The sequence below is a fragment of the Rubrivirga halophila genome, from assembly GCF_046845755.1.
GTDB lineage: Bacteria > Bacteroidota > Rhodothermia > Rhodothermales > Rubricoccaceae > Rubrivirga.
Window position 1 is genome coordinate 2,512,079 of record NZ_CP177357.1, and the last position, 24,195, is coordinate 2,536,273.

The 24,195-nt window shown below is 72.9% G+C and carries 18 protein-coding genes; 3 read left to right on the forward strand and 15 right to left on the reverse strand.

Translation table 11 applies throughout. From position 1 onward, the window contains the following. Positions 1-189 precede the first annotated feature (189 nt). The 3 genes from ACLIRP_RS11185 to ACLIRP_RS11195 all read right to left on the reverse strand — a co-directional run bounded on the left by ACLIRP_RS11185 (position 190) and on the right by ACLIRP_RS11195 (position 5,754). Positions 190-3,516: a peptidase MA family metallohydrolase gene (locus ACLIRP_RS11185; protein ID WP_412060531.1), complete on the reverse strand. Its 3,327-nt coding sequence runs from the start codon at positions 3,514-3,516 to the stop codon at positions 190-192. Positions 3,517-4,015: 499 nt separating this feature from the next. Then, positions 4,016-5,014 carry an NAD-dependent epimerase/dehydratase family protein gene (locus tag ACLIRP_RS11190; protein ID WP_412060532.1) on the reverse strand — a complete coding sequence of 333 codons (999 nt, stop codon included), beginning with the start codon at positions 5,012-5,014 and terminating at the stop codon, positions 4,016-4,018. A 65-nt stretch (positions 5,015-5,079) separates the two neighbouring features. Next, the gene (locus ACLIRP_RS11195) at positions 5,080-5,754 is read right to left on the reverse strand and encodes a YceI family protein (RefSeq protein WP_412060533.1); all 675 of its coding nucleotides are present in this window, start codon (positions 5,752-5,754) and stop codon (positions 5,080-5,082) included. A gap of 244 nt (positions 5,755-5,998) precedes the next feature. Between ACLIRP_RS11195 and ACLIRP_RS11200 the strand changes: the two genes are divergently transcribed. Next, on the forward strand, positions 5,999-6,412 hold the full coding sequence (locus ACLIRP_RS11200; protein WP_412060534.1) for a hypothetical protein: 414 nt from the start codon (positions 5,999-6,001) through the stop codon (positions 6,410-6,412). Positions 6,413-6,427: 15 nt separating this feature from the next. Here ACLIRP_RS11200 and rlmD read toward each other — a convergent pair whose 3' ends face one another. After that, the gene (gene rlmD, locus ACLIRP_RS11205) at positions 6,428-7,900 is read right to left on the reverse strand and encodes a 23S rRNA (uracil(1939)-C(5))-methyltransferase RlmD (protein ID WP_412060535.1); all 1,473 of its coding nucleotides are present in this window, start codon (positions 7,898-7,900) and stop codon (positions 6,428-6,430) included. Between the two features lie 510 nt (positions 7,901-8,410). Here rlmD and ACLIRP_RS11210 point away from each other — a divergent pair. Then, a complete protein-coding gene (locus tag ACLIRP_RS11210; protein WP_412060536.1) occupies positions 8,411-10,837 on the forward strand; it encodes an ATP-binding protein in 2,427 nt (808 codons plus the stop codon). Between the two features lie 206 nt (positions 10,838-11,043). Beyond that, positions 11,044-11,289 (forward strand): hypothetical protein, encoded by a 246-nt coding sequence (locus tag ACLIRP_RS11215; RefSeq protein ID WP_412060537.1) that lies wholly within the window; start codon positions 11,044-11,046, stop codon positions 11,287-11,289. A 350-nt stretch (positions 11,290-11,639) separates the two neighbouring features. Here ACLIRP_RS11215 and ACLIRP_RS11220 read toward each other — a convergent pair whose 3' ends face one another. From ACLIRP_RS11220 to ftsY, 11 genes are all read right to left on the reverse strand, one after another. Further along, positions 11,640-11,858: a DUF2795 domain-containing protein gene (locus ACLIRP_RS11220; protein WP_412060538.1), complete on the reverse strand. Its 219-nt coding sequence runs from the start codon at positions 11,856-11,858 to the stop codon at positions 11,640-11,642. Between the two features lie 168 nt (positions 11,859-12,026). After that, on the reverse strand, positions 12,027-13,010 hold the full coding sequence (locus ACLIRP_RS11225; RefSeq protein ID WP_412060539.1) for a M23 family metallopeptidase: 984 nt from the start codon (positions 13,008-13,010) through the stop codon (positions 12,027-12,029). Positions 13,011-13,356: 346 nt separating this feature from the next. Further along, positions 13,357-14,370, reverse strand: a complete 1,014-nt coding sequence (gene hprK, locus ACLIRP_RS11230; protein ID WP_412060540.1) for an HPr(Ser) kinase/phosphatase — start codon at positions 14,368-14,370, stop codon at positions 13,357-13,359. A gap of 211 nt (positions 14,371-14,581) precedes the next feature. Continuing rightward, positions 14,582-15,598: an AAA family ATPase gene (locus ACLIRP_RS11235; RefSeq protein WP_412060541.1), complete on the reverse strand. Its 1,017-nt coding sequence runs from the start codon at positions 15,596-15,598 to the stop codon at positions 14,582-14,584. A gap of 213 nt (positions 15,599-15,811) precedes the next feature. Then, positions 15,812-16,741, reverse strand: coding sequence for a methionyl-tRNA formyltransferase (gene fmt, locus ACLIRP_RS11240; RefSeq protein WP_412060542.1), 930 nt, complete (start codon positions 16,739-16,741; stop codon positions 15,812-15,814). A gap of 117 nt (positions 16,742-16,858) precedes the next feature. Continuing rightward, positions 16,859-17,713, reverse strand: coding sequence for a hypothetical protein (locus tag ACLIRP_RS11245; RefSeq protein WP_412060543.1), 855 nt, complete (start codon positions 17,711-17,713; stop codon positions 16,859-16,861). A gap of 14 nt (positions 17,714-17,727) precedes the next feature. Next, positions 17,728-18,576 (reverse strand): hypothetical protein, encoded by an 849-nt coding sequence (locus ACLIRP_RS11250; RefSeq protein WP_412060544.1) that lies wholly within the window; start codon positions 18,574-18,576, stop codon positions 17,728-17,730. Continuing rightward, positions 18,573-19,367 carry a hypothetical protein gene (locus tag ACLIRP_RS11255; protein WP_412060545.1) on the reverse strand — a complete coding sequence of 265 codons (795 nt, stop codon included), beginning with the start codon at positions 19,365-19,367 and terminating at the stop codon, positions 18,573-18,575. Before ACLIRP_RS11255 ends, ACLIRP_RS11250 begins: the two co-directional genes overlap by 4 nt. Beyond that, on the reverse strand, positions 19,364-21,634 hold the full coding sequence (locus ACLIRP_RS11260; protein ID WP_412060546.1) for a TonB-dependent receptor: 2,271 nt from the start codon (positions 21,632-21,634) through the stop codon (positions 19,364-19,366). The genes ACLIRP_RS11255 and ACLIRP_RS11260 overlap by 4 nt, the downstream gene beginning before the upstream one ends. A 36-nt stretch (positions 21,635-21,670) precedes the next feature. Beyond that, a complete protein-coding gene (locus ACLIRP_RS11265; RefSeq protein WP_412060547.1) occupies positions 21,671-23,002 on the reverse strand; it encodes a GWxTD domain-containing protein in 1,332 nt (443 codons plus the stop codon). A 186-nt stretch (positions 23,003-23,188) separates the two neighbouring features. After that, complete coding sequence (gene ftsY, locus ACLIRP_RS11270) at positions 23,189-24,157, reverse strand: signal recognition particle-docking protein FtsY (protein WP_412060548.1); 969 nt, start codon at positions 24,155-24,157, stop codon at positions 23,189-23,191. Positions 24,158-24,195: the final 38 nt, after the last annotated feature.

The following is a 24,195-nucleotide window of genomic DNA, read 5'->3' on the forward strand; positions in this document are numbered from 1 at the left end:
CACCCACCCCGACAGACCGAGCCCCCGCCTGCCCAGTCGAGCTGCTTGCGGAGGCACAATGGCTCGTCATCCCGAGCTTGTCGAGGGATCTCTAGCGCGCACCATGTTGCTCGTCAGAGATCCCTCGACAAGCTCGGGATGACGCTGTAGAAAGCTTCTCAGCACCCCAACCCTCAATTCCCATCCCCCCTAAAAATCCAGCCCGACGGAGAAATAGAGCCGCCCCTCCCCGATCTCGCGGCCGTCGAAGGGCCAGCCCCAGTCGAGGCGGACGGGGTAGCCGAGCACGAACGTCCGCAAGCCGACGCCGGCGCCGAGCAGCACGTCGTCGAACACGCGGTACTCCACGTCCTCCGCCTCCGGATCCTCGGGGTCGGCCTCCTCGACGACCGTCCGGAGCACGTCGAGCCCCCCATCGGCGATGATCCCCGCGTCGACGAAGGCGACCGTCTGCACGTCGTAGAGCGGGACGAGCGGGACCGGCCCGGGCAGCAGCGCGGCGATCAGCGGCACGCGCACCTCGGCGTTGACGAGGGCAAAGCGGTCGCCGGCGGCCTCGTTGAACCCGAACCCGCGGACGGGCAGCACGGGCGTCGCGAACACGAAGTCGTCGGGCGACTCGACGGGCAGGCTCCGGAACTCGGACTTGACCCAGTTCTGGACGCCCGCCGCGTAGAACCGCTGGGGATCGGGCCCGACGCTGAGCCCCGCCGACCCGCGGAGCGCGAGCCCGAAGCCCTGACCAAGTGGCCAGTAGCGGCGGCCGTCGGCGATCGCCGTCGCGAAGAAGGCGTCCGGCCCGGGCGCGCCGGACAGGCTCCCCGCATACCGCGCCCCGCTGCTCGGCCCGAGCCGCCCCGGCACGGTGTGGTCGACGGTGTAGGTGACGCGCGGGACGGCGAAGAGGCGGCTCCGGGCGCGCTCGCCGAGGTCCGACAGGTCGGTCAGCGACACGCCGAGCAGGCCGACCTCGGCGTCGACGCGGCGGAATTTGTCGAGTGGGCGGCGGGCGCTGGCGACGACCCCGTAGTTGCGGTAGCGGTAGATCGTCCGGTTGGTGGGGTCGCGGAGCTGGCGGGCGAGGTGGAAGCCCTCGAGCCCGAACTGGGTGCGGCGCGCGCGATTCTGGTAGCTCAGCACGTAGTCCGCGTTCCGCAAGTCGAGGACGAGGTTCGTCGCCAGCCCCACGCGGTGGTCGCCGAGGACGTCTGAGAACAAGAGCTGCGTCACCGACTGGACGCCGTAGACGGTGTCGTAGCTGCCCGCGGCCGAGATGAGGTCGAGTGTAAAGCGGAGCTTGTACTCGCGCGCCAGCAGCGCGCCCGTCGAGTCGCGGTTGCCGACGGGGCGGAACGGGTCGTCGGGGCGGGGCAGGCCGCCGCCGCCGTCGAAGGCATCGGAAAAGTCGTAGGCGCGGAAGTCGACGCGGGGCCCGCGCTCCGGGGCCGTCGGGTCGAGCGCGAGCGTGTCGGTCGAGGCGAGAAACGCCGGGGGCGGCGGGGCGAGCGCCAAGATCGAGTCGGCGAACGCGAGCTCCTCGGGCGTCGGCGGGCCGGCGCGGCGCGGAGGGGGCGGGGGCGGACGGCCGTCGGCGGCGTCGCGCAGGAACGGGTTCTGCTCGCGAATCGCGGCCGACGCCAGTTCGAGGGCCGGGGCCCCTGACGAGCGGCCCGTGCGGCGTTGGGCCCAGATGGTCGGCGCAAGCTCGGCCGGGAGGTCGGCGCGGCCGAAGGGGTCGCGCAGGAAGAAGACCGACGGCGAGCCCTCGTCGAGCGCCAGGAAGACGGCGCGGCGGCCGTCGGCCGAGAGCGACACATCGAGGACGCCCGTCTGCAGGTCGGTGAGCGGCCGGCTGGCGCGTGTGGCGAGGTCGAGCGCGTAGAGGTTGGGGACGCCGTTGCGGTCGCTGATGAACAGCAGCCGGGGCCCGTCGGGGCCGTCGGCGAGGGCGGGGCGCGTCTCGTCCCAGAGCGCGTCGTCGGTGAGCCGCTCAACCGTGCGGGGCGCGTCGAGGTTGAGGCGGTAGAGGTCGTGGCTGCGGCGGCCGAGCGCGCGCGTGTCGACGGCGCGGGACAGGGCAGCGGTGGCCGTGGCGAGGCCCAGCGAGAGCGCGTCGCCGCGGTCGGAGTGGAACACGAGGGATCGGCCGTCCGGCGACCAGGCGGGCGCGTGGTCGGAGTACAGGTCGCGCGTGAGGTTGGCGACGGCGCCGGTCGCCAGCTCCAGCACGTAGAGGTCGGAGTGCGCCCCGGCGACGCCCTCGAACGCGATCCGCGTCCCGTCCGGACTCCACGCGGCCGACACGACGGCGTCGACGCCGGGCGGGCGGATCGACTCGACCTCGCGCGTTTCGACATCGACGAGCGCGAGCGCGTCGCCGGGCCCGCTGGTGACGGCGACCGCCAGCTGCCGCCCGTCGGGGCTCCACGCCAGCCCCGGCGACAGGATCCGCAGGCTCTCGAACGTCACGTTGTCCTGGCCCTCGACGACCGTCTCGGGCGGGCGCCGCCCGCCGGTCTGGGCGACGACCACGTCGAACAGGCCGTCTTCGGTCGCCACGTACGCGACGCGGTCGCCCTGGGGCGAGAGCGCGGGGCTGGCGTGGTACCACCCGCCCGTCGCGCGTCGCGAGGCGATCGGCCGGGCGATCGCCTCGGCGTCCTCGCGCACGGCGACCTCGGGGTAGTACGCCGCGCGGAGCGCCCGCTTCCAGCGCTCCGACAGCTCGCGCAGGCCCAGCCCGGTCGCCCGGCGGAACGCGCCGTCGACGCTGCGGCCTAGGCGGACGCGGTCCAGGATCTCGGTCACCTTTTCGCGCCCATACTCCTGGGCCACGTAGTCCCAGACGCTCTGGCCGCCGCGGTACGCGAAGAAGCCGCCGAGCCGCGCGATGTCGGGCAGGCGGTCTTCGAGGAGGGCTTCGCGGACGTACATGTCGCTCTGCGTGTCCCAGCCGAGCGCGCTGAACTCGGCGAGCCCCTCGTTGAACCAGCCCGGGATCTGCAACCGCGCCCCGCTCCGGATGAGGCTCTGGACGGAGCCGCCGTAGTACAGGTCGTTGAGGACGGCGTGGACCAGCTCGTGGTGGACGACCTGGCGGAACGCGCGCCAGTCGCCGGTAAACGGCACGGCGATGCGGTTTTTGAACAGCTCGGTCACGCCCCCGATGCCCTCGGCGTAGACCGGCAGCTCGACGGCGTTGGTGACGGCGAAGTCGGGGTGCGTGGGGTAGACCAAGAGCGGGATCCGCCGGGCCACATCCCCGCCGAACAGGGCGGAGACCTCGCGGTAGGCCTCCTCGGCGGCCTCGGCCGCGAACGTCGCCAGCACCTGCCCGCCCGGCGCGGCGTCGCGCTCGTAGAAGTACACGTCGAAGTGGGCCGTCTGCAGCGTCCGCCAGTCGGCTTGGCGGTACTGCACGCGGTTCTTGCCGAACCCGAAGTACTGGGCGCTCGCCGGCGCGGCGCTCGCGACGAGTGCCAGCAGGACGACGAGACGGAGGGCGAGGCGGGGCACGGCCGGAGGCTAGGGGCGCAAGCGGGCGACGGCAAGGGAGAACGGAGCCGCGCGGCGATTCGTGGGCGTCACGCGGCGCTGGCGCTCACGAGCAGGCAGGCAGTCGGACGACACCCTCACCCTGGCTTCGCCGACGCTGCGCGTTGTCCCTCTCCCGAGGGGAGAGGAGACGCCGTAGCCACGTTTGCGCGAGCGCACGAGCCGGGACACTGGACCGCCCCCCCCCCCTCCAGCCTGTCCCCGCGAAGGCGGGGAGGAGGGGTCGGGGGAGAGCGACCGGACTTGCGCCAGCGTCGTGCTCGGCAGACCCCCGCTCTGCCGCGCACACCACGCGCAAAACGACCAGGGCTCTCGTGGCGCGTCCAAGCTGTCCCCCTTGGCAAGGGGGACAGTCCGCGCGGCGTCCTGCCATTCGTGCGGAATCGCCTCGGGGCTCGCGCCTGCCCTCATCCCTCGCGCCACGCGGACGGGGGGTCTGCCGAGCGCAAGAGCCTCCGCCCTACAGCCAGCCCTGCTGGCGGTACCAGCCGACGGCCTCCGCCCACCCCTCCGCCAGCCCCATCGCCGGCGCGTAGCCGACGGTCTCGGCCGCCTTCGCCGAGTCGCAGATCCAGGCGTGCCGGGCGGCCTCGGCCTTGTCGCGCGTCAGCGGCGGCAGCGTGCCGACGAGCCCGCCGCCCCACTCCGCCAGCGCGCCGACGGCGCCGATCACCCGTCGGGGCACGCGGAGCGCCAGCGTCTTTCGGCCGAGCGCCTTTTCCAGCGCCGCCCGCACCTCGGCCCACGACACGCCGGGCGTGCCCAAGAAGTACGTCTCCCCCGCCGCCCCGTCGTGCTCGGCCAGGTCGGCCATCCCCCGCACCAGGTCCGACACGTGGACGAGGGACAGGCGAGGCACGGCGTCGGGCCCGACGATGGGGAACAGGCCGCGCGCGGCGCCCTTGGCCATCTCGAACAGGTCGGCCTCGCGCGAGCCGTAGACGGCCGGCGGGCGGACGACGGTCACGCCGAGGTCGGCGTAGTCGCGGCGGATCCTGTCCTCCATCCGCGCCTTGCTCACGCCGTACATCGAGATCGGCTGCGGGCGGTCGGCCTCAGTCGCCGGGATCGCGGCGCCGTCGGGCGCGAGGGCATTCGGGCCCATCGCCTCCAGGCTGCTCGTGACGAGCACCCGTGGCGCCCCGCCACCCGCGCGGACGGCGTCGAGCAGCGCGCGCGTCCCGTCGACATTCGCGCGGTCGAGCGTGGCCTGGTCGCGCGCCCGCGTCAGCCCGGCCAAGTGCACCACGAGGTCGGCGCCGTCGACGCCCGCCGCCAAGGCCTCCGTGTCGTGGAGGTCGCCCGCGACAGTCTCGACGTCGAGCCCCGCCAGCCACTTCGGGTCGTTGCGGACGAGCGCGCGGACGGAATAGCCTCGCGCCAGCAGCTCCTCGACGAGGTGGCTGCCGACGAACCCGGTGCCGCCGGTGACGAACGCGAGGCGGGAGGACTCAGACATCGGCTAAACGAAAAAAGGGAGCCGGGCGCGGTGCCCGGCTCCCCAAGTCTACGGCGTGCGGACCGCTACGCGTCCGGCGTGGCATCGGCGGCCTGGAGGTCGGCCTCGACCTCGATGGCGAGCGTGATCTCGTCGCCGACCAGCGCCTCGCCGGCCTCGTTCGTGTTGGCCCAGGTCAGGCCCCAGTCCTGACGCGTGATCTCGCCGGACGCCGTGAAGCCGATCTTCTGGATGCCCTGGACGCTCGACGTCCCGAGGTACTCGGCGTCGAGCTCGATGGGCCGCGTGACGCCGTGCATGGTCAGGTCGCCGACGAGCGTGAACTGGCCGCCGGCGCCGGGGCGGATCGCCGTCGCGTCGAACGTGATCTCCGGATACTGGGCCACGTCGAAAAAGTCGGGGCTTCGGAGGTGGCCGTCGCGCTGCTCGTTGCCGGTGTCGATGGAAGTCGCGTCGATGACGGCGTTCGCCTGAAGCGAGCCCAGCCCGTCGCCGACGGTGACGGTGCCGGCGACGGTGCCGAAGCGGCCGGTGACGGTCGAGATGCCGAGGTGCCGGACGCGGAACTCGGCGCGCGAGTGGGCCTGGTCTATGGCGTACGTGCCGGCGGGGATGGCGGGGGCGTCGGCGACTTCGACGGCGGCGAGGTCGTCGGAGATGGCCGTCTCGTCGGCGGGGGCGTCGGCGCAGGCGGAGAGGCCGAGCGCGAGCGCGGCGACGAGGAGGGAGCGGAAGGTCATAGGAATCAGGGGTGAGTGACGGTGAAAGCAGACGGGCGCAGGCGCCCGGCTCTTACGTACACGTTACAACAACTAAACGCCCCTCGTCCCCACTTGTCCATTGCTGAGCCGGAGAGGCGATCCGGCACGGGGCCATTCCTGGCGCCCTGCGCGCTGCGCCTCAGGGCGCTCCCGAACCCCGAGCCCGCGCGGATCCCCGCGGCCCGCTCGCGCGATGGAGCCCTCCCCTCTCCCCCGCTCTCCGATGGCTACGGTCTCCTTTTTCGCGTTCGTGTTCGCCGCCCTGATGGGCCTCACGATGGCCGTCCGGCACTGGCGCGGCCAGACGAGCGGCAAGGCGTTCGGGATCGTCCACGGGCTGTGGGCGCTGGCCGGGATCGCCCTGCTCGCGTCGAGCCTGGCCCAGCGCGACGCCGGGTGGGGCTGGTGGGTGCTCGCGTCGTTCGGCGTCGTCGCGCTCGGCGGGCTGTACCAGTTTTCCAAGCAGGTCCGCGGCCAGAAGTGGTCCGAGGTGGTGCTCTGGGCGCACGGCGGGCTGGCGCTCGTCACCCTCGCGGCGCTCGGCGTGTGGCTGTTTGCCCGCCCCGAGCCCCAGTCCGCCCCGGGCGCCCCGGCCGGGACGACCGAGAACCTGCCGATCGACGCCTCCGCGCCGTAGTCCCATCGGCCCCTGCTACGTCAGCCGGAGCCCGACCACGCTCTCGACGTGGTGCGTGTGCGGGAACAGGTCGACCGGCTGCACGCCCTCGATGGTGTACGCCGCGGCCTCCTGCAGCATCGCCAGGTCGCGCGCCTGCGTCTGCGGGTTGCAGCTCACATAGACGATCCGCTCCGGACGCAGGTGCGCGATCTGGCCGACCACCTTGGGGTGCAGGCCCGCGCGCGGCGGGTCCAGAATCAGCACGTCCGGACGGCCGTGCTCCTCGATGAGCTCCGGCTTGAACAGCGCCAGCATGTCGCCCGCCACGAACGTGCAGTTGTCGACATCGTTGGCGATGGCGCTCGCGCGCGCGTTCTCGACGGCCGCCTCCACCAGCTCCACGCCCAGCACGCTCTCGACGGCGTCCGCCACGAAGAGCGAGATCGTCCCGGCCCCGCAGTACAGGTCGTAGACCTTGTCGGTCGGCTGAAAGTTGGCGAACTCCCGGGCGACCGCGTACAGCCGCTCGGCGGCGACCGTGTTGGTCTGGAAAAAGGCGTCCGGCGCGATCTCGAACGTGTGCGGCCCGATTTTGTCGGTGATCAGCCCGGGCCCGAAGACGACGTGCGCCGCCTGCCCGTACGAGGTGTGTGCGACGCCGCTGTTGATCGTGTTGACGAACGTCGTGACCTCGGGAAACTCGGCGCGCAAGAACGCCGCGAAGCGCTCCATCCGGCCCGCGTCGTAGTGCGAGGTCACCAGGTTGACCATCCGGTCCTCGGTGTGGGCGGAGGTGCGGATCGCCAGGATGCGCAGGTAGCCGGTGTGCTCGCGCGGGTGGTACGGCGTCCAGCCCTCGGCCTTCGCGAGCGCGCGGACGCCGTTGACGAGCCGCGCGCTCCACTCGCTCTGGAGGTAGCAGACCTTCAGATCGAGGACCTTGTCGAACCGGCCGGGCACGTGGAGCCCGAGCGCGAAGTCCTTGTCCATCGCCTCCCCGGTCGCCACCTCCCAGTCGGTCAGCCAGCGCATGCCGGAGAACGAGAACTCCATCTTGTTGCGGTAGAAGTACGTCCCGCCCGAGCCGTCGCGGTCGTCGGCGCCGAGCGGCGCGCGCACGTCGGCGGTGCTGAGGTCGAGCCCGGCGCGCGTCAGCGCCGAGACGGCGGCCTCGCCCTTCATCGCCAGCTGCGCGGGGTACTGGACGTGCTGCCACTTGCAGCCGCCGCACGCGTCGAAGTACTCGCAGCGCGGCTCGGTCCGCAGCGTGCTCGGCTCGAGCACCTCCAGCAGGCGCGCCTCGGCAAACCCCTTCTTGCGCTTGATGACGCGCGCCCGAACCCGGTCGCCGGGCACGGCGCCGGCCACGAAGACGACGTAGCCCCGGCCCTCGCCGTTGGGCGACGGGACGCGCGCCAGGCTCTTGCCCCGGTCGGCAAACGCTTCGAGCGTGAGCTCGACCTCGCGGCCGCGCTTGAGGCTGGTGGGGGTCAGGGCGTCGGGCATCGTCGGGGTCGGGGGCGGACCGCCAAGATGCCGCGCCGGCGCGCGCCGGAGGGTGAGGAATGCGCCAGTCCCGGCCAGCTGGCGGCGCCCCACCCTGGGAGAGGCTTGGTGAGGGCCGTGCTCGGCAGACCCCCCGCCAGCGGCGCCATCGCTGCGCTCAGGGCGCCTCTGGCTGTCCCCCTTGGCAAGGGGGACAACCCGAAGGGTCGGCGAAGCCAGTCCGCGCGGCGTCATCCCACACGTGCAAAATCGCCCCAGGCTGGCGCCAGCCCTACACCGTGCGCGCCGCGCGGACGGGGGGTCTGCCGAGCGCAAATCCTGCCCTCCGCACGGCAAGAGCCCTCGTCCGCAGCTCGCGATATCGGGATATCGGACCCCGAGCCGCCGCCCTGAACCCGGCGACCCGGGGCGCGAGGCGTGGCGTTTGCAACAGGCCCCGGTGGCTCTCCCTGCCCGCCCTGGGGCGGCGGACGGTTACCAAACCGCCCGGCCCGCTCCGAAACGCCCGCCGTGCCCACCGACGCCTCGCCCCTGACCCTCTGGATCTACCGCGCGCTGCTGTTCGCCGGCGGCGCCGCGCTCCTCGTCGTCGGCTGGCTCTACGGGATCGCCGGCTACGAGTCCGCCGACCCGCTCGCGGGGCGGCTGGCGATCGGGCTCTCCGCCCTGTCGGTCGGCGTCCTCACGTTCACCAGCAACGCCGTCCGCCGCCGCGCCTACTACCTGGTGACGGCCCTGTTCGGGATCGTCTCCGTGTGGCAGATCTACGTCGCGACGGTCGGCGGCCTGACCCCGACGGCCGCGTTCGGCGTGCTCTTGGTGTTCCTGGGCTGCTCGGCCGGGCTCCAGACGCCCCGCGTGCTGGCGGTCTACACCGTCCTGTTCGTCGGGGCCGCCGCCGGCGCCACGCTCACCATCCCCGACCCCGGCGTCTCGCGCGTGGCCTTCCTGTCGACGCTTGGCGCACTGGGCGCGCTCGGCGTGTTCGTGGCCCGGGCGCGCGAGGAGTCGATCCGCCGGCTGGAGGAGGCCAAGGAGGCCGCGCTCGCGGCGGCCCGCGCCAAGTCCGAGTTCCTGGCCGCGATGAGCCACGAGATCCGGACGCCCCTCAACGGCGTCATCGGCATGACCGAGGTGCTCGGCGCGACGGAGCTGACCAGCGACCAGCGCGACTTCGTCGGCACCATCGAGGCGTCGGGCCGGGCGCTGCTGGGCGTCATCAACGACGTCCTCGACTTCTCCAAGATCGAGGCCGGGCGCCTGGAGCTGGAGGCCGAGCCGGTCGACCTCCGTGCGCTCGCCGACGACGCCGTCGCCGTCGTCGCCCAGAGCGCCACCCAGCGCGGCGTCGAGGTCGTCTGCACCGTGGCCCCCGAGGTCCCCGCCATCGTGCTCGGCGACGGGGCGCGGATCCGCCAGATCGCGCTCAACCTGGTCGCGAACGCCGTCAAGTTCACGCCGACCGGGACCGTCGCGCTGACCCTCTCGGCCCGGCGGCGCCGGGGCGGCGCCGAGGTCACGATCGCGGTCACCGACACCGGCGTCGGCATCCGGCCCGAGAACCTGGCCACCCTGTTCGACTCCTTTACCCAGGTCGACGCCTCCACGACGCGCCGCTACGGGGGCACGGGGCTCGGGCTCGCCATCACCAAGCGGCTCGCCGAGCAGATGGGCGGGAGCGTCGCCGTCGAGAGCGTGGCCGGCGAGGGCTCGACGTTTACCGTCGCCCTCCCGCTCGCCGTCGTGGAGGGCCCGCCGCGCCCGGCCGACCCGACCGGCGCCGTGCTCCTGCTCGTCGACCCCCACGACCAAGCCCGCGCGGCGGTCGCCGCGCTCGCGACCGCCATCGGCCTCCGGGTCGAGACGCTCGCCAGCGCCGACGACGCCCGCGCGTACGTGGCCGGCGGCGGCCGCTACGACCTGGCCGCGCTCGCGCTCAGCGCCGACGCCTTCGCGCTCGCCGACGACCTGCGCGCCGACCCCACCGTCGGCGGCCGCCCCCTCCTCCTGCTGGCGCCACTCGGCGGCGCCGTCGCCTCGCCCGGCCTGTTCGACGCCGTCGTCGCCAAGCCCGTCCGCGGCGACCGCTTCGGCGCCGTCGTGCGCGGGCTGACGGGCCCGGCCGTGCCCGAGGCGCCCGCCCGGCCGCTCGCGGCCGACTACTCGCACCTCCGCGTGCTGCTCGTCGAGGACCACGAGGTTAACCGCCGCGTCGCGCGCGGCCTGCTCGCGCGGCTCGGCGTGGCGCCCGACATCGCCGAGGACGGCGCCCAGGCCCTCGACGCGCTCGCCGTCGTCGACTACGACCTGGTGTTCATGGACGTCCAGATGCCCGTACTCGACGGGCTCGAGGCGACCCGCCGGCTCCGCGCCCGGGCCGGCCACCAGCCCCGCGTCGTCGCCCTCACGGCGAACGCCTTCGCCGAGGACGCCACGCGGTGCACCGCCGCCGGCATGGACAGCTTCCTGACCAAGCCGGTCCGCCTCGCCGACCTGCGCGCCGAGCTCGCGGCCGTCGCGGACGGCACGCCGCCGGCCTCGCCGCCGCCGCCGCCGGCCGCCCCGCCGCGCCCGGCCCCTCGGGGCCCGATCGCGCTCCCCGCCCCGAGCGTCGTCGCCGACCACCTCCGCGCGCTGTGCGACGGCGACAGCGTGCTCGCGTCCGAGATCCTCGACGCCTACCTCGACGCCGAGGGCCCGCTCGTGGAGGCCCTCGTCGAGGGCGACCGCGCCAGCGCCGCGCACAAGCTCAAGGCCGCCTGCGGCACGCTCGGCGCGGACGCGCTCACGCACGCCGCGCACGAGATCGAGCAGGCCGTCCGCGCCGACGGCGACACGGACGCAGCGGCGGCCGCGCTGGCCGACGCCCTCGGCCAGTTCCGAGCTGTCGCCGGGCTCGCGCGCACGCTCCTGTCGGAGCCCGCCAGCAGCGCGTAGCGCCGTCGCGCCGACCGCCCCAGCTCGCGGAATGAGACGGGCGCCCGAGGGGCCGCGGCCGCGTCGCTCTCAGCCTGAGACGGACCGCAACACTCGCCGCTGGCGTCACGCCGGACCGGACAAATCCGGCGGCCGGAGGGGCCATGTCCGGGACCGGCACCACTTTCCCAAAGGCTCGGATCGTTCTCCCGATACCCCCTCCGACTGTGAACACCGCCCGCCTCTCCGCCTCCGTGTCGACCTCCTGCGACCTGTTCGCCCACCGAGGCTTCGAGCTCCGGCTCCTGCCGGCCGCCGACGCCTTCGCGTTCGAGATCGGGCACCACGCGCTCACGCTCCACCGCTCCGACGCCTCGTTCCGCACGCCGTTCGCCGCCGAGCGCGCCGCCCGCCAGCACGTCGACGCCGCGCTCGGCGCCTTTGACGCCGCCCACCGCACGCTCGCGGCCTAGCCTCCGGCACTCGGAGACGGCCGCTGCTGCTGCCACCTGCCGACGACGGGGGAACGGGCGTTCACGCCCGCGTCGTCGACCTCGACCTCTCCGATGCCCCCGGGCCTCCGTTCTGTGGTGGGACGGGGGCCTTTTTTTGGGATCGGTGGAAAGCCGAGGTCGCTCTTGGCGCCGGGACCCGACGGGGCGACCGCGCCATGCGGCGCCGATCGGAGCGGCTTCGGGGGTCACGCAAGCAGACCCGGCGGCCCGTGCCCCACACGCCCGCCTCGGTTCAACGGCGGTGGATCGCCGGGGTGCGCCACGGCGCCACCCGTCCTCCGCTGTCCATCAACGACGGCCGGTCCGGCTCAGTCGTCCTCGAAGTAGAAGTCCTCGTTGTGGGTCGGGTAGTCCGGCCACACCTCTTCGATGCTCTCGTACGGGGCGCCGTCGTCCTCCATCTCCTCGAGGTTCTGGATCACGCCCGCAGGCGCGCCCGTCCGGTCGGCGTAGTCGATGAGCTCGTCCTTGGTCGCCGGCCAGGGCGCGTCCTCCAACGTCGCGGCGAGATCGAGCGTCCAGTACATCAGTTCAGAGGGGGGATTTCAGGGGGGGCGGCACGATAGGTCCGCGCCCGTCCAAATGCAACGGGTCAGAGCCGTGAGGTTCCGGCGGAGACCGGGAAACGCCCGGCGGACGGCCCACGCCGGTCGCCGGGGCCGCCCGCGCGGCGTCTTAATCGAACGGACGACCGACTAGTCGAACGAGATCGTCTGCGAGCGGGCGGCCTCCAACAGCTCGCGGTACTGCGCCGGCGTCACGTCCGGCACGAACGTCGCAACGGGGTTGATCGGCGTGCGGGCCTCGTTAAGCAGGCGGACCTCGTAGTGGAGGTGCGGCGCCGTCGACAGGCCCGTGTTGCCGGAGTACGCGACGGTCTGGCCGCGCTGGACGGCCGAGCCCACGCGCACGCCGTCGGCGACGCGCGAGAGGTGGGCGTAGCGCGTGACCTTGCCCGCCAGCGGGTGGTCGACCTCGATCACGTTCCCGTACCCGCCCTTGGTGCCGACGAAGCTGACCGTGCCGTCGCCGGCCGCGTACAGCGGCGTGCCGACGGGCGTCGGGAAGTCGACGCCGGCGTGCATCCGGGAGACGCGCAGGATCGGGTGGAAGCGCATGCCGAAGCCGGACGTGAGTCGGGCGCCCTTGAGCGGCAGGATCGCCGGTTGCTGGCGGAGCACGGCGTCGCGGTCGGTCGCCAGCGAGCGGATCTCGTCGTACGAGCGGCTCTGGAGCTCGAGCTGGCGCTCCAGGCGGTCGAACGTCTCGGCGGTCTCGGTGAGCAGCTCCGCCGTCGGCGTCGAGTAGCGCGCGAAGCGGTCGTCGCTGGCGCCGCCGACGCCGAGCTGGAACTCGTCCTCGGAGATCGGCTCGGCGTTGAGGACGGTCCGGTAGATCTCGCGGTCGGTCTCGGCCAGCTCTTCCAGCTCCTCGGAGAACCCGGTCAGCTGGGAGTGCGCCGACGCGAGCTGCCCGCGCAGCGCGTCGATCTCCTCGGCCTGCGCCACCTCGGCCGGCGACGTCATCACGCTCGACAGGACGCCCACGCCGACGGCGCTGAGCACGAGCGAGAGGCACAGAACGGCGCCCGCCTTGAGCCACAGGCCCTTCCGGCTGGGCTCGACCTCGACGAAGGTGCAGGCGTCGTGGTCGTAAAAGAAGAAGCGGTTGTCGGCCATGGAGGAGGGGGAGCGGAGGGAGCTCCCAGGCCCCGCCGGCGGCACGTGCGGCCGAGCGGGGCGCGGGAGGCCCATGCGTTTCACGTCCACCGCAACAACCGGGCCGACATCGGCCGACGGGCGCCGAGCCCGGGGGGCTCGTGGTGGAAGCGCTCTCACGGGCGGCCGTCAACATAGGGGAACGCCCGGGGCGACGGCAACTGTCCTTCCTGAGCTTCCGGCTATCTCCTCACGCCAGCGCCCTTTGCGTTCCGTTTTGGGCGGGTGCTAAAGCCGCCGGCCCGCGGCACGCCGTGCGAGCCGCGCTCGGGGACGGGCCGCTCCCCTCGCAGAGGCCGCCGATTTTTTACTCGTAGTCGTGCTCGAACCACTCGATGCCGCGGCCGTCGCTGGCGCCCGAGGCGTTCTTTTCGATCCGGTCGCGCAACCGATCCGAAAACGCCTTGGCCGGGTCGTAGCCGTAGTGCCGCAGGAGGTGGTTCATCGCGATCACCTCGCAGATCACCGTCACGTTCTTCCCCGGCGTGATCGGCAGTTTCACGATGGGCAGTTCGACGCCCAGGATGGGCTCGGTCTCGGTCACCATCTCGATCCGCGTGTACTCCTCGTCCTCGTCCCACGGGTGGATCTTGACGACGACCTCGATGCGCTTCTGGTACCGAATCGCGCGGACCCCGAACATGGCCTTGACGTCGATGAGGCCCAGGCCGCGGACCTCCATAAAGTGCTCCGTCAGGTTCGTCCCCGCGCCCATCACGACGCCACCCCCCTTCCGCGTCGCCATCACCACGTCGTCGGCGACCAGGCGGTGGCCGCGCTCCACGAGGTCGAGGGCCATCTCGGACTTTCCGATACCCGCCGGCCCCGTCAACAGCAGACCGATGCCGTACACGTCGACGAGCGAGCCGTGGACGGTGAGTTGCTCGGCAAACTGATCGGCGAGCACGTCGCGCAAGACGCCCATAAACGGGACCGTCGGCTCGGGTGTCCGGAAGACCGGTACGCCGGCCTCGACGGCGACCGCCACCAGCTCGTCGTCGAGGTCGTTGCCGGCGGTCAGCACCACGCACGGCGGGTCGAAGGCGAGGAGCCGGGCGAACGCCTCGGCCGCCCCGTCGCCGAGCCACGCGAGAAACCGGGACTCCGTGTTGCCCAGGATCTGGATGCGCTGGTGCTCGAAGTGCTCGGTGTACCCCGCCAGCACCAGGCCGGGCCGGTGCACGTGGCGCACCCGCACGACGCGGTCGCCCGGGTCGACGCCCGCGACGGGCTCGATGGCCAGGCCGACCCGCTCGCGCAGGCGGGCCACCAGGGCGGCGACGGCGATGGACTCGCGGCGGAACGGCAGGGGCTTGCGCATGACGGGGAGGGAGGCGCGTCGGGGCCCGCAAAGGACCGGCGCCGAGCGCTAGGGCGTGTGGACAATTGCGAGGTCAAGCTCGCGCGAGGTCACGACTTCGGCGTCGCAAGGAGCGTGAGGAGTGCGGGGCCGTGGCCCCGGACGACAACCGGGACGCGGCGACGGCGGAATCTGGCCCGCGAGAGCCGATCTCGGTGAATGTCCACACGCCCTAGGGGACGGCGACCGCCGCCAGCACGCGGCCGACGATGGCCTCGGAGGTGACCTCTTCGGCCTCGGCCTCGTACGTGACCGCGACGCGATGACGGAGCACGTCGAGCGCGATGGCGCGGACGTCGTCGGGCGTGGCATACGCGCGACCGGCCAGGAAGGCGTGGGCGCGGGCGGCGAGGGCGAGCGCGATCGAGGCGCGCGGGCTGGCGCCGTACTGCACGAGCCCGCGTAAGTCGGACAGCTTGTACTTCCCGGGGTCGCGCGTCGCCAGCACCAGGTCGACGATGTACTCCTCGACGCGGGCGTCGAGGTAGACGGCGCCGACGGTCGCCCGGGCGCGCAGGATGTCCTCGGGCGACACGACGGGCGCGGTCGGCGGGAGCGCCGTCGCGCGCGACATCCGGCGCATGATCTCGAGCTCCTGGTCGCGCGTCGGGTAGTCCACGACGGTCTTGAGCATGAAGCGGTCGACCTGGGCCTCGGGCAGCGGGTACGTGCCCTCCTGCTCAATCGGGTTCTGCGTCGCCAGCACCAGGAACGGGCGGGGCAGCGGGAAGGTGGTCTCGCCGATCGTCACCTGGCGCTCCTGCATGGCCTCGAGCAGCGCGCTCTGCACCTTCGCGGGCGCCCGGTTGACCTCGTCGGCCAGGATCACGTTCGCGAAGATGGGCCCCTTCTTGACCCGGAAGCTCCCGTCGCCCTGGTGGAAGACGAGCGTACCCAACAGGTCGGCCGGCAAGAGGTCGGGCGTGAACTGGACGCGCTGGAACTTGGCGTCGACGGCCGCGGCGAGGGTCGAGACAGTCAGCGTCTTGGCCAGCCCGGGGACGCCCTCGAGCAAGACGTGCCCGCCGGTGAGCAGCCCGATCAGCAGGCGCTCGACCATCGTCTCCTGCCCGACGACGACGCGGCCGACGGCGTCCAGGAGCGGCCGGACAAAGCGGGCGTCGGCGGCGACACGCTCGGTGAGGGCCCCGAGGTCGGGGGCGGCGGCAGGGACGGCAGTCGGAGTCATGCGGAGGGCGTCGGGCGCGGCGGAACGGCCGATCGTCGGCCGTGGTGCGGAGGATACCGCCGGGCGGGATGGGTGACGGCGGCTCGGTCCACCTCGGCGCGCGTGCGGGCGGGGCGGGCCGAGAGAAGAGGAGACGACGAACAGCGGAGAAGAGGACAGAGAGGCTGTCGACCGAAGGTCCTCTTCTCCCCTCCTCTACTCTTCCGTTCTCCGTCAGGCGCCGAACCGCGCGCCGTCCAGGTCGACGCCGTTTAAAAAGTCGGCGGCGTCCAGGCGGCGCTTGCCCTGGCGCTGAAGCGCGAGCACCTCGACGGCGCCCTCGCCGCACGCGACCACGATCCGGCCCTCGTCGACGGTCACCGCGCCGGGCTCGCCCCCGCCCTCGGTCGGCGTGGTCTGCAAGATCTTGAGCGTCTCGCCGTCCCACTCGGTCCACGCGCCGGGGACCGGCGCGAGCGCGCGGACGTGGTTGTGGACGCGCACCGCGGGCTGCGTCCAGTCGAGCCGGCCGTCCTCGCGGAAGATCTTGGGAGCCGGGCTGGCGAGCGTGTCGTCCTGGGGCTCCCCCACGGCCGTCCCCGCCGCGATCCGGCGCACGGTCTCGACCACGGCCTCGGCGCCGACCTCCGCGAGCCGGTCGTGGACGTCGCCCGCGGTGTCGTCGGGCCCGACGGCGATGGCGCGGCGCAGGATGACGTTGCCGGTGTCGACGCTCTGCTGCAGGAAGAACGTCGTCACGCCGGTCTCCTCGACGCCGTCCATCAGCGCGCGCTGGAGCGGCGCGGCGCCGCGGTACGCAGGCAGGAGCGAGCCGTGCAGATTGAAGGCCCCGAGCCGGGCCGTCTCGTACACGGCGGGCGGCAGGATCTGGAACGCCACGACGACGAGGATCTCGGGCGCCAGCCGGTCGACCTCGGCGGCGAACGCCGGGTCCTTGACCGAGACAGGCTGCACGATCGGGAGCCCGTGCCGCGCGGCGGCCTGCTTGACCGCCGACTCGCGGACCTTCTGCCCCCGCCCCGCCGGTTTGTCGGGGACCGTGACGACGGCGACCGGCGCCAGCCCGGCTTCGACGAGCGCGTCGAGCGACGGCACGGCAAAGTCGGGCGTGCCCATAAAGACAATGCGGGGGGAGTCGGCCATGGCGGGTCGGGGGTCGGGAGCCGGAAGGTCCCGCTGGCGGACGGCGGATGCACGTCGACCCGGTGAACTCGCTTCGCACCGGCCGGACTGAGCCGACTCGTGATCGCCGGCCCCCGGCTATTCCGAGTTGCAGGGCTCGGGCTCGATGCCGCTGCCCTCGAACGGCGGGATCAGCCCGTAGCCCGGCCGGAACGGGATCGCCCGCGTGATGACGCCGCCGACGAAGCCCGTCCCGTGCTCGACGTTGCCCAGCTCCGCCGCCGCCAGCGCCCCTTCCAACGTCAGGCCCTCCACGTCGGGCCAGTCGTCGGTGCCGACGGCGACGGCGAACTCGGCGGCGACCGGGTACGCGCCCGGCAGGCCGTCGATCTCCATGACGTCGGCGTCGTCGCCGAAGTAGACCGTCGCGTCGAGCGTGCCGGCGGCGCTCTGCCGCAGCGACGCGAGCTTGCTGAAGCGGTACCGCTCGCCGACGCGGCCGGGCCCTTCGAGCCGGTACCGCGCCTGCACGTCCACCACGCGCGCGGCGCCGGTGACGGCGACGAGCGTCGGGCAGAACAGCGGGCCGTCGATCAGCTCGAACGCGAGGTCGGCGTCGTCGGGCATGCGGACGGTCGCGGTGGCCGTGGCGCCGGCCGCGTCCGTGGCGACGACGCGGTACGTGGCCCCGGCCTCGATCGGCGCCGTCGTCCAGAACAGGTGGCCCGGGCCCGTCGGGAAGTCGCGAACGAGCTGGGTCATGGCGTGCCGGTCGCCGTCGGGGTCGACCAGCTCGACCGTCGCGTCGATCGGCCCCGGCGTGCTGACGGCCTCCCGCGCGAACGGCTCGACGCGAACGGTCTGCGTGTCGGCGGTCACGTCGAGGTACCCGCTCATCGCGAACACCAGACTGGACGGCTCGATGGGGTCGAGCGGCGCCTCGCACGCGGCGAGCGCGAGCGCCATCAGGAGCACTGGGAGTCGACGGGCCATGCCCGCAGAATAGGTTATCGAGCGGTGCAGGGCAGGGTCTGGGCGGTCGGGCCGAACCCGAGCTTGATGATGCCCGGCACGAACGGGCGCCGCTCGGTGATGGCCCCGCCGACGAAGCCCAGCCCGTTGTCGACGCCGACGCTCCCGATCTGCAAGATGTCCTCGAGCGACAGCCCGACCGGGTCGGGCCACGCCGAGGTCGAGACGGCCACGACGAGGTCGGACGAGATCACGTCGGCGAGGGACAGCGGATCGAGGCCCATCGCGGCGGCGTCGTCGGCGTAGTAGATCTTGGCCCGGAGCGAGCCGTCGTCGAGCCGCTCGAAGGTGCCGGCGTGCGAGTAGCGGCGCTCGACGATCTGGCCGTCCTGGAAAATGCGGTACCGCGCTTGCACGTCGACCACGCGCTCGGCGCCGGTGATGACGACCGAGGTCGGGCACGTCTCGCGGCCGGTCTCGACGGCGATCGAGTAGGCGTCGTCCTCCGGGACCTCCACGTCCGTCGCCGACTCGGCCCCGTCGCTGCGCCGGGCGACCAAGCGGTACCGACCGCCGGGCACGATCGGGGCGGCGGTCCGGAACAAGTGGGCCGGGCCGGTCGGGAACGTCCGCACGTCTTGCGCCAGCACCACGCGCGCGCCGGAGTCGAGGTCGGTGAGCGTGACCTCGGCGTCGATCCGGCCGGGCTCGCCCTCGGCCGTCCGGGCCACGGGCTCGACGCGGACGACCTGCGTGTCGGCCGAGGCGTCGAGGTAGCCGCTGAACGAGAACACCAGGTCCGACGGCACGATCGGGTCGAAGGGGACCTCGCACGCCGCCAGCGCCGCGAGCAGGCCGAGGCACAGGGTCGCGAGCCGCCTCATTCCGGGGAGGGGCCGTAGCACTCTCGAGGGGCAAACGGAACGGTCCACGTGACCACACCGCCGACGAACCCGACACCCTGATCCAATCCGGTGGACTCCAGCAACAGCACGTCTTCGATGGACTGCCCGCGCGTGAGCGGCCAGTCCGCCGTGGCGATGGCCACCTTCACGCTCGCGGCGAGCAGGGCGTCGTCCGGCGAGAGCCCGATCGCGCGGAGGTCGCTGCCCGGGTAGACGGACGCTTGCAGCGCGCCCCCCGCCCGGGTCCGGACAAAGTCGTTGTACGAACGAATGGACGTGCGACGCTGGCCTCGCCGCAGGACCTCGTAGACCGACTGGACATCCGCCACCCGCTCGGCACCGGCAACGCTCACCACGATCGGGCACGAGGTGGCGGTCGCGATCACGTCGATCGTGACGCCTGCCGTGTCTGGAATGGCGACCGGCGCGGTCGTCGTCGCTCCGTCGGGCGCCCGGGCGCGCACGCGATACACCTGCCCGGGCTCGACGTCGGCCGTGGTCCAGAACAGATGCGCGGGGCCGGTGACGAACAGGCGGACCTGCTGGCGAAACTCGACCACGCCGCCAGGCCCATCGAGCGTCACGACCGCGTCGATGGGCGCAGCGGTCGTCTCGGCGGTCCGCCCGAAGGGCTCGACCCGGATCCAGTGCGTGTCGGCGGAGGCGTCGAGGTAGCCGCTCAGCGAAAAGTGGAGGTCGGAGGGCGCGATGGGGTCGAACGATGACTCGCACGCGGCCAGCGCTAGCAGGAGGAGGACCCAGGCTCTCATCGCGTCCGCAGGCGGGCCGACACGTAGGGCACGATCGGGAGCTGGTCGACGCGGCGCCCCCGAAAGACGTCGTAGTAGAAGACGTTGGCCCGGTTGTAAGCGTTGACGGCGCCCGCCCGGACGTCGAGCGCGGCGCGCGAGCCGAGGTCGAACGCGGTCCCGGCCGAGAGGTCGAGGCGGTGGTACGCGGGCAGGCGCCCGTTGAACGGCCGCTCGAACACGACGCGCGGGAAGCCGGGCTGGAAGACGACCTCGGGGAGCCCGAACGGCGGGACGACGGTGTCGTAGCCGTACGGCCGCGTGTACGGCAAGCCCGACCCGATCTGCCACCGCGCGCCCACGTTGACGGCCCCCACGTCCGCGCTGACCGCGAGTTGGACCTGGTGACGCCGGTCGTGCGCGGGGTTGTACTCGGTGTACGAGGTCCCGCCGCGCACCAGAAACGCGCCGTCGACGGCTTCGTACGTCGTGACTCCGAAGGCGTACGAGAGATAGGTATAGACCGGGCCGGCGGTCCACTCCAGCCGTGCGTCGGCGCCGTACGAGGTGCTCCGGGCCTCGGTCGGCAACAGCGTGAACTGGGTCCGCGCGCTCCAGATCGGCACCGGCAGCCCGTCGATGCGGCGGCCGTACGCCTCGGCGCCGATGCGCAGATTCCGGGTGACCGGGACGGTCGCCCCGCCCAGGACGTGGACGGCGCGCTGCTCGTCGAAACCGGGCGGCGGGCCGGTCCAGGCGATAAAGGGGCTGGCGGCGTCGCGCTCGTCGGTGAGCCCGACGAGCGACTGGCGGTAGAGCCCGGCGGCGGCGGAGATCTCGGGCCCGAGCCGCCCCGACGGCAGGTACGAGGCGCGGAGGCGGGGCTCGAGGCCGGCCCCCGTCGAATACGGCCGGAGCACAGCCGCGACGCCCGGCGTCAGCGTGAGCGCCCCGAGCGGGAGGTCCAGCTCGACGTGCGCCGCGCCGCCCAGCAGGAAGTCCCCGTCCTCGCGCGCCGACGACGCGTCGCCGAGTTGGAACTCGGTGACGACGAGCGAGGCCCGAGCGCCGGCGCGTAGGCGGACCGCGCCGAGCGAACGGGTCAGCTCGGCCGAAAAGCGGCCTTCGGTCAGCTTCGAGGACCGCTCGCGGCCCTCGCTGAAGAGGAAGTCGGCCTCCTCGCCGATGCCGCTGCGGAGGTGGCTCAGGCTGGCGGCCACGTCGACCCGGCCGTCGAGGCCGGGCGGGGCCGAGATGCAGCGCCCGCCGAGCACGACGTTGCGCCACTCGAAGGCGTCGGGCGAGTCTTCCGCCAATCGCCCCCGGTCGTAGGTCGTCAGCGCCATCGCCGAGCACCGCGAGGCGTCGGTCGCCGTCGCCAGCTTGACGAGCCCGTCGGAAAACTGGAGCGGCACGGTCGCGCCGACGAGCGCCGCGAGCGGCTCCACGACCGACGTGCGCGCCGAGGCGATCCACGACGAGCGGCCCCTCGCGAGCGGGCCCTCCGCTTGCGCCGAGACCACGAACGGCCCGGCCGTCCCGGCGGCCTTGAACGACTCGGTGCTCCCCTCGCGCAGCGTCACGTCGAGCACGGACGACACCCGGCCGGAGTACTTCGCGCCGAACCCGCCCGCGTAGAAGTCGGCCGCGCCGACCAGGTCCTCGGGGAACGCGGAGAAGAACCCCACAACGTGGAACGGCTGGAAGACCGGCGCGCCGTCGACGAGGACGAGGTTTTGCGCCGGCGTGCCGCCGCGCACGAACAGCCCCCCGCCCCGGTCGCCGACGGTCACGACGCCGGGCAGCGACTGGAGGTAGACCGCGAGGTCGCCCGCCACGTCGGGCGACGGGATCCGCGCGAGGTCGGCCGGGCGGATCCGCTGGAGCCCGCCCGACACGTCGGCCGCGCCGCCGCCGGCCTGGACGACGACCTCGTCGAGCGCGTCGCCGGCCACCAGCACCGGGCTCCACGTCGTGGGCCCCTCGCCCACCGCCAGCGTGTCCTGGACCGCCGCGTACCCGACGTAGCTGGCGCGCACGACGTAGCGGCCCGGCGCCAGCCCGCCGACCTCATAAAACCCCTGGGCGTCCGTCACGGCGCCCCGCAAGTGGTCGGCGGCGTCGACGCGTTGGACGGCGACGCTCGCGCCCGCCAGCGGCCCGCGCTCGGCGTCGCTCACGAACCCGCGCACGGCCTGGGCGGACGCCGGCAGCGCGAGTGCCGCCAGCAGCCCGACCGCGAGCGCCCGCAGGAGGGGTCCCGCGAGTGCGGGCGGACGGGGGCTCATGGGCAGAGGGTCGCGGCGAGCCCCAGACTACGCCCGTTACATCCGGGTCCGGTCGTCCCAGTGCGGGATCAAGAGGCGGAAGTCGCCCACGCCGGACTCGTCGACGAAGATGAAGCGGCGGCCGTGGCCGTAGTAGTTCCAGATCTGGTACGGCCGCGTCCCGTAGTTGAACGGGTGCATCTCGACGTAGTCGGGCTCGCCGAACCGGATGAAGATCTCCCCCCGGTCGGTGTTCCAGCCCCGGTCGTGGAAGCGGCTGTACTTGTCGTTGGCGAAGGCGACGCGGAAGTAGTACGTCTCCATCTCCTCGTTCCGCTGCGTGCCGGGCGTCGGGTCGCGCTGGTCCCAGAAGGCCAGGAAGAGGCGGCGCTGCTCCTCGGGCGAAGGCGCGTTGCGGATGGCGACGAGTTCGTCGGGCTTGGCGACGTAGCGGAGCTGGGCGATGGCCTGGTCGAGGTCCTCGATCTGGCTGTCGAGCCCCATCCAGCGGACGGCGAATCGCTTGTCGGCCTCGGCGACGAGCGCGCCGTCAGGCGTCGCGAGCCGGACGGTCAGGGTGTAGTCGCCGACCTGGAGGCCCTCGGTCGCGATGCGGAAGGCGGCGGGCGTGCGGCCGGGCTCGAGGTCGAGCCGCTCCGTCACGGCGACCGGCGTGCCGAGGTCGGCCTGCTGGCGCGGCGCCAGGCCGAGGAGCGCGCCGAACGACGGCCGCTCGCGGACGCGCGACTGCTCGGTGACGACGTACGTGACCTGGACGGGCGTCGCGACGGCGGCGTGCAAGTCGTAGCTCACCCAGAAGGCGTCGTCCTCGGTCGAGACCGTCGCGCCGACGATCGGCGTGGCCGTCCCGGCGGCGGGGTCGTAGGCGCTGAGGAGCATCGGGTCGGACAGCGCGACGGCGCCGCTCGTCACGTCGCGGACGACGTGGCCGACCTCGCGCGACAGCGTCCGACCACTCGAGCCGTCCTCGATGGCGACCTCGACGACGTAGCGGCCCGGCCCGACCTCCAGCGACTGCACGGCGCGGTCCTCGCGGTCCGAGTCCTGGGTGTCGTCGTAGGCCTCGGCGGTCACGTCGCGCTCGAAGGTGCGGCTGACGACGAGCGACTGCTGCTCGCCGTCGTCGCCGAGCGCGTAGACCTCGACGGTGACGGCGTAGCTGGCCTCGAAGCCGGCCTCGCGCGCCAGGAACCGCAAGCTGGTGTTCGGCACGGCCGTGTACACGTCGAGCCGGGAGGCGGGGCCGCTGGCCGTCTCGGCGCGGCGCGTGGCGACTTCGACGTCGAAGGCGGGCGTGTAGGCGGCCTGGGCGACCGCAAGCGGGGACCCGATGGCCACCAGGGCGATCAGGGCAAAACGGCAAGCCATCCCCACGACATCGGGGAAAGCCAAGGAGTAACGAGCGCGCATAGGCTCGGAGAGGGCGCTGGTGGAGGCAGGGGCGCGTGTGGGCGCAGTCAGGAAGATGCTGTGCACGGGAGCGCTTACACAAGGGCAATCCGCGAGCCGTACGAACGGGCGGGCGAACCGTCGGGCGGGCGTCACGAGCGGCGGTCAGGCCGCGGCGGCGTCGCCGAAGAGGGCGGCCACGAAGGCCGCGCGGTCGAAGACCTGGAGGTCGTCGATCCCCTCCCCCACACCGATGTATTTAACGGGGATCTGGAACTCGTTCGAAATGCCAATGACGATGCCCCCCTTGGCCGTGCCGTCGAGCTTGGTCAGGACGAGCCCCGTCACCTCGACGGCCTCGGTAAAGGCCTGGGCCTGGCGGAGCGCGTTCTGACCCGTGCTCGCGTCGAGCACGAGGAGCACTTCGTGGGGCGCGCCGGGCACCTGGCGGTCCATCACGCGGCGGACCTTCGACAGCTCGTCCATCAGCCCGACCTGGTTGTGGAGCCGCCCGGCCGTGTCGATGAGCACCACGTCGGCGCCGCGCGACTTGGCGGCGGCGAGCGTGTCGAAGGCGACCGCGGCGGGGTCGGCGCCCTGGTACTGCTTGATGATCTCGACGTCGGCGCGCTGGGCCCACACGTCGAGCTGCTCCGTCGCGGCGGCGCGGAACGTGTCGGCGGCGCCCAGGAGCACGCGCTTGCCGGCCTGCTTGTACTGGTGCGCGATCTTGCCGATCGAGGTCGTCTTGCCGACGCCGTTGACGCCGACGACCATCACCACGTGCGGCGCGTTGGGGAGCGGCGCGCCAAAGTCGGCCGGGCGCTCGGGGGCGCTGTCCAGCATGAGGTCGGCGATCTCGTCGCGCATGACCACGTTGAGCTCTTTCGTCGAGACGTACTTGTCGCGCGCGACGCGCGCCTCGATCCGGCCGATGATGTCGACCGTCGTCTGGACGCCCACGTCGGAGGTCACGAGCACCTCCTCGAGGTCGTCGAGCACCTCCTCGTCGACGGTGTCCTTGCCGGCGACGGCGCGGCTGAGCTTGTCGAAGAGCCCGGTCCGGGTCTTGTCGAGCCCGGCCTCGAGCGAGGCCTGCTCCTTCTCTTTGCGCTTAAACCCGAACAGGGCCATGGGGGAATGCTGGTGGTGTGGGGACGGTACCGGCGGAC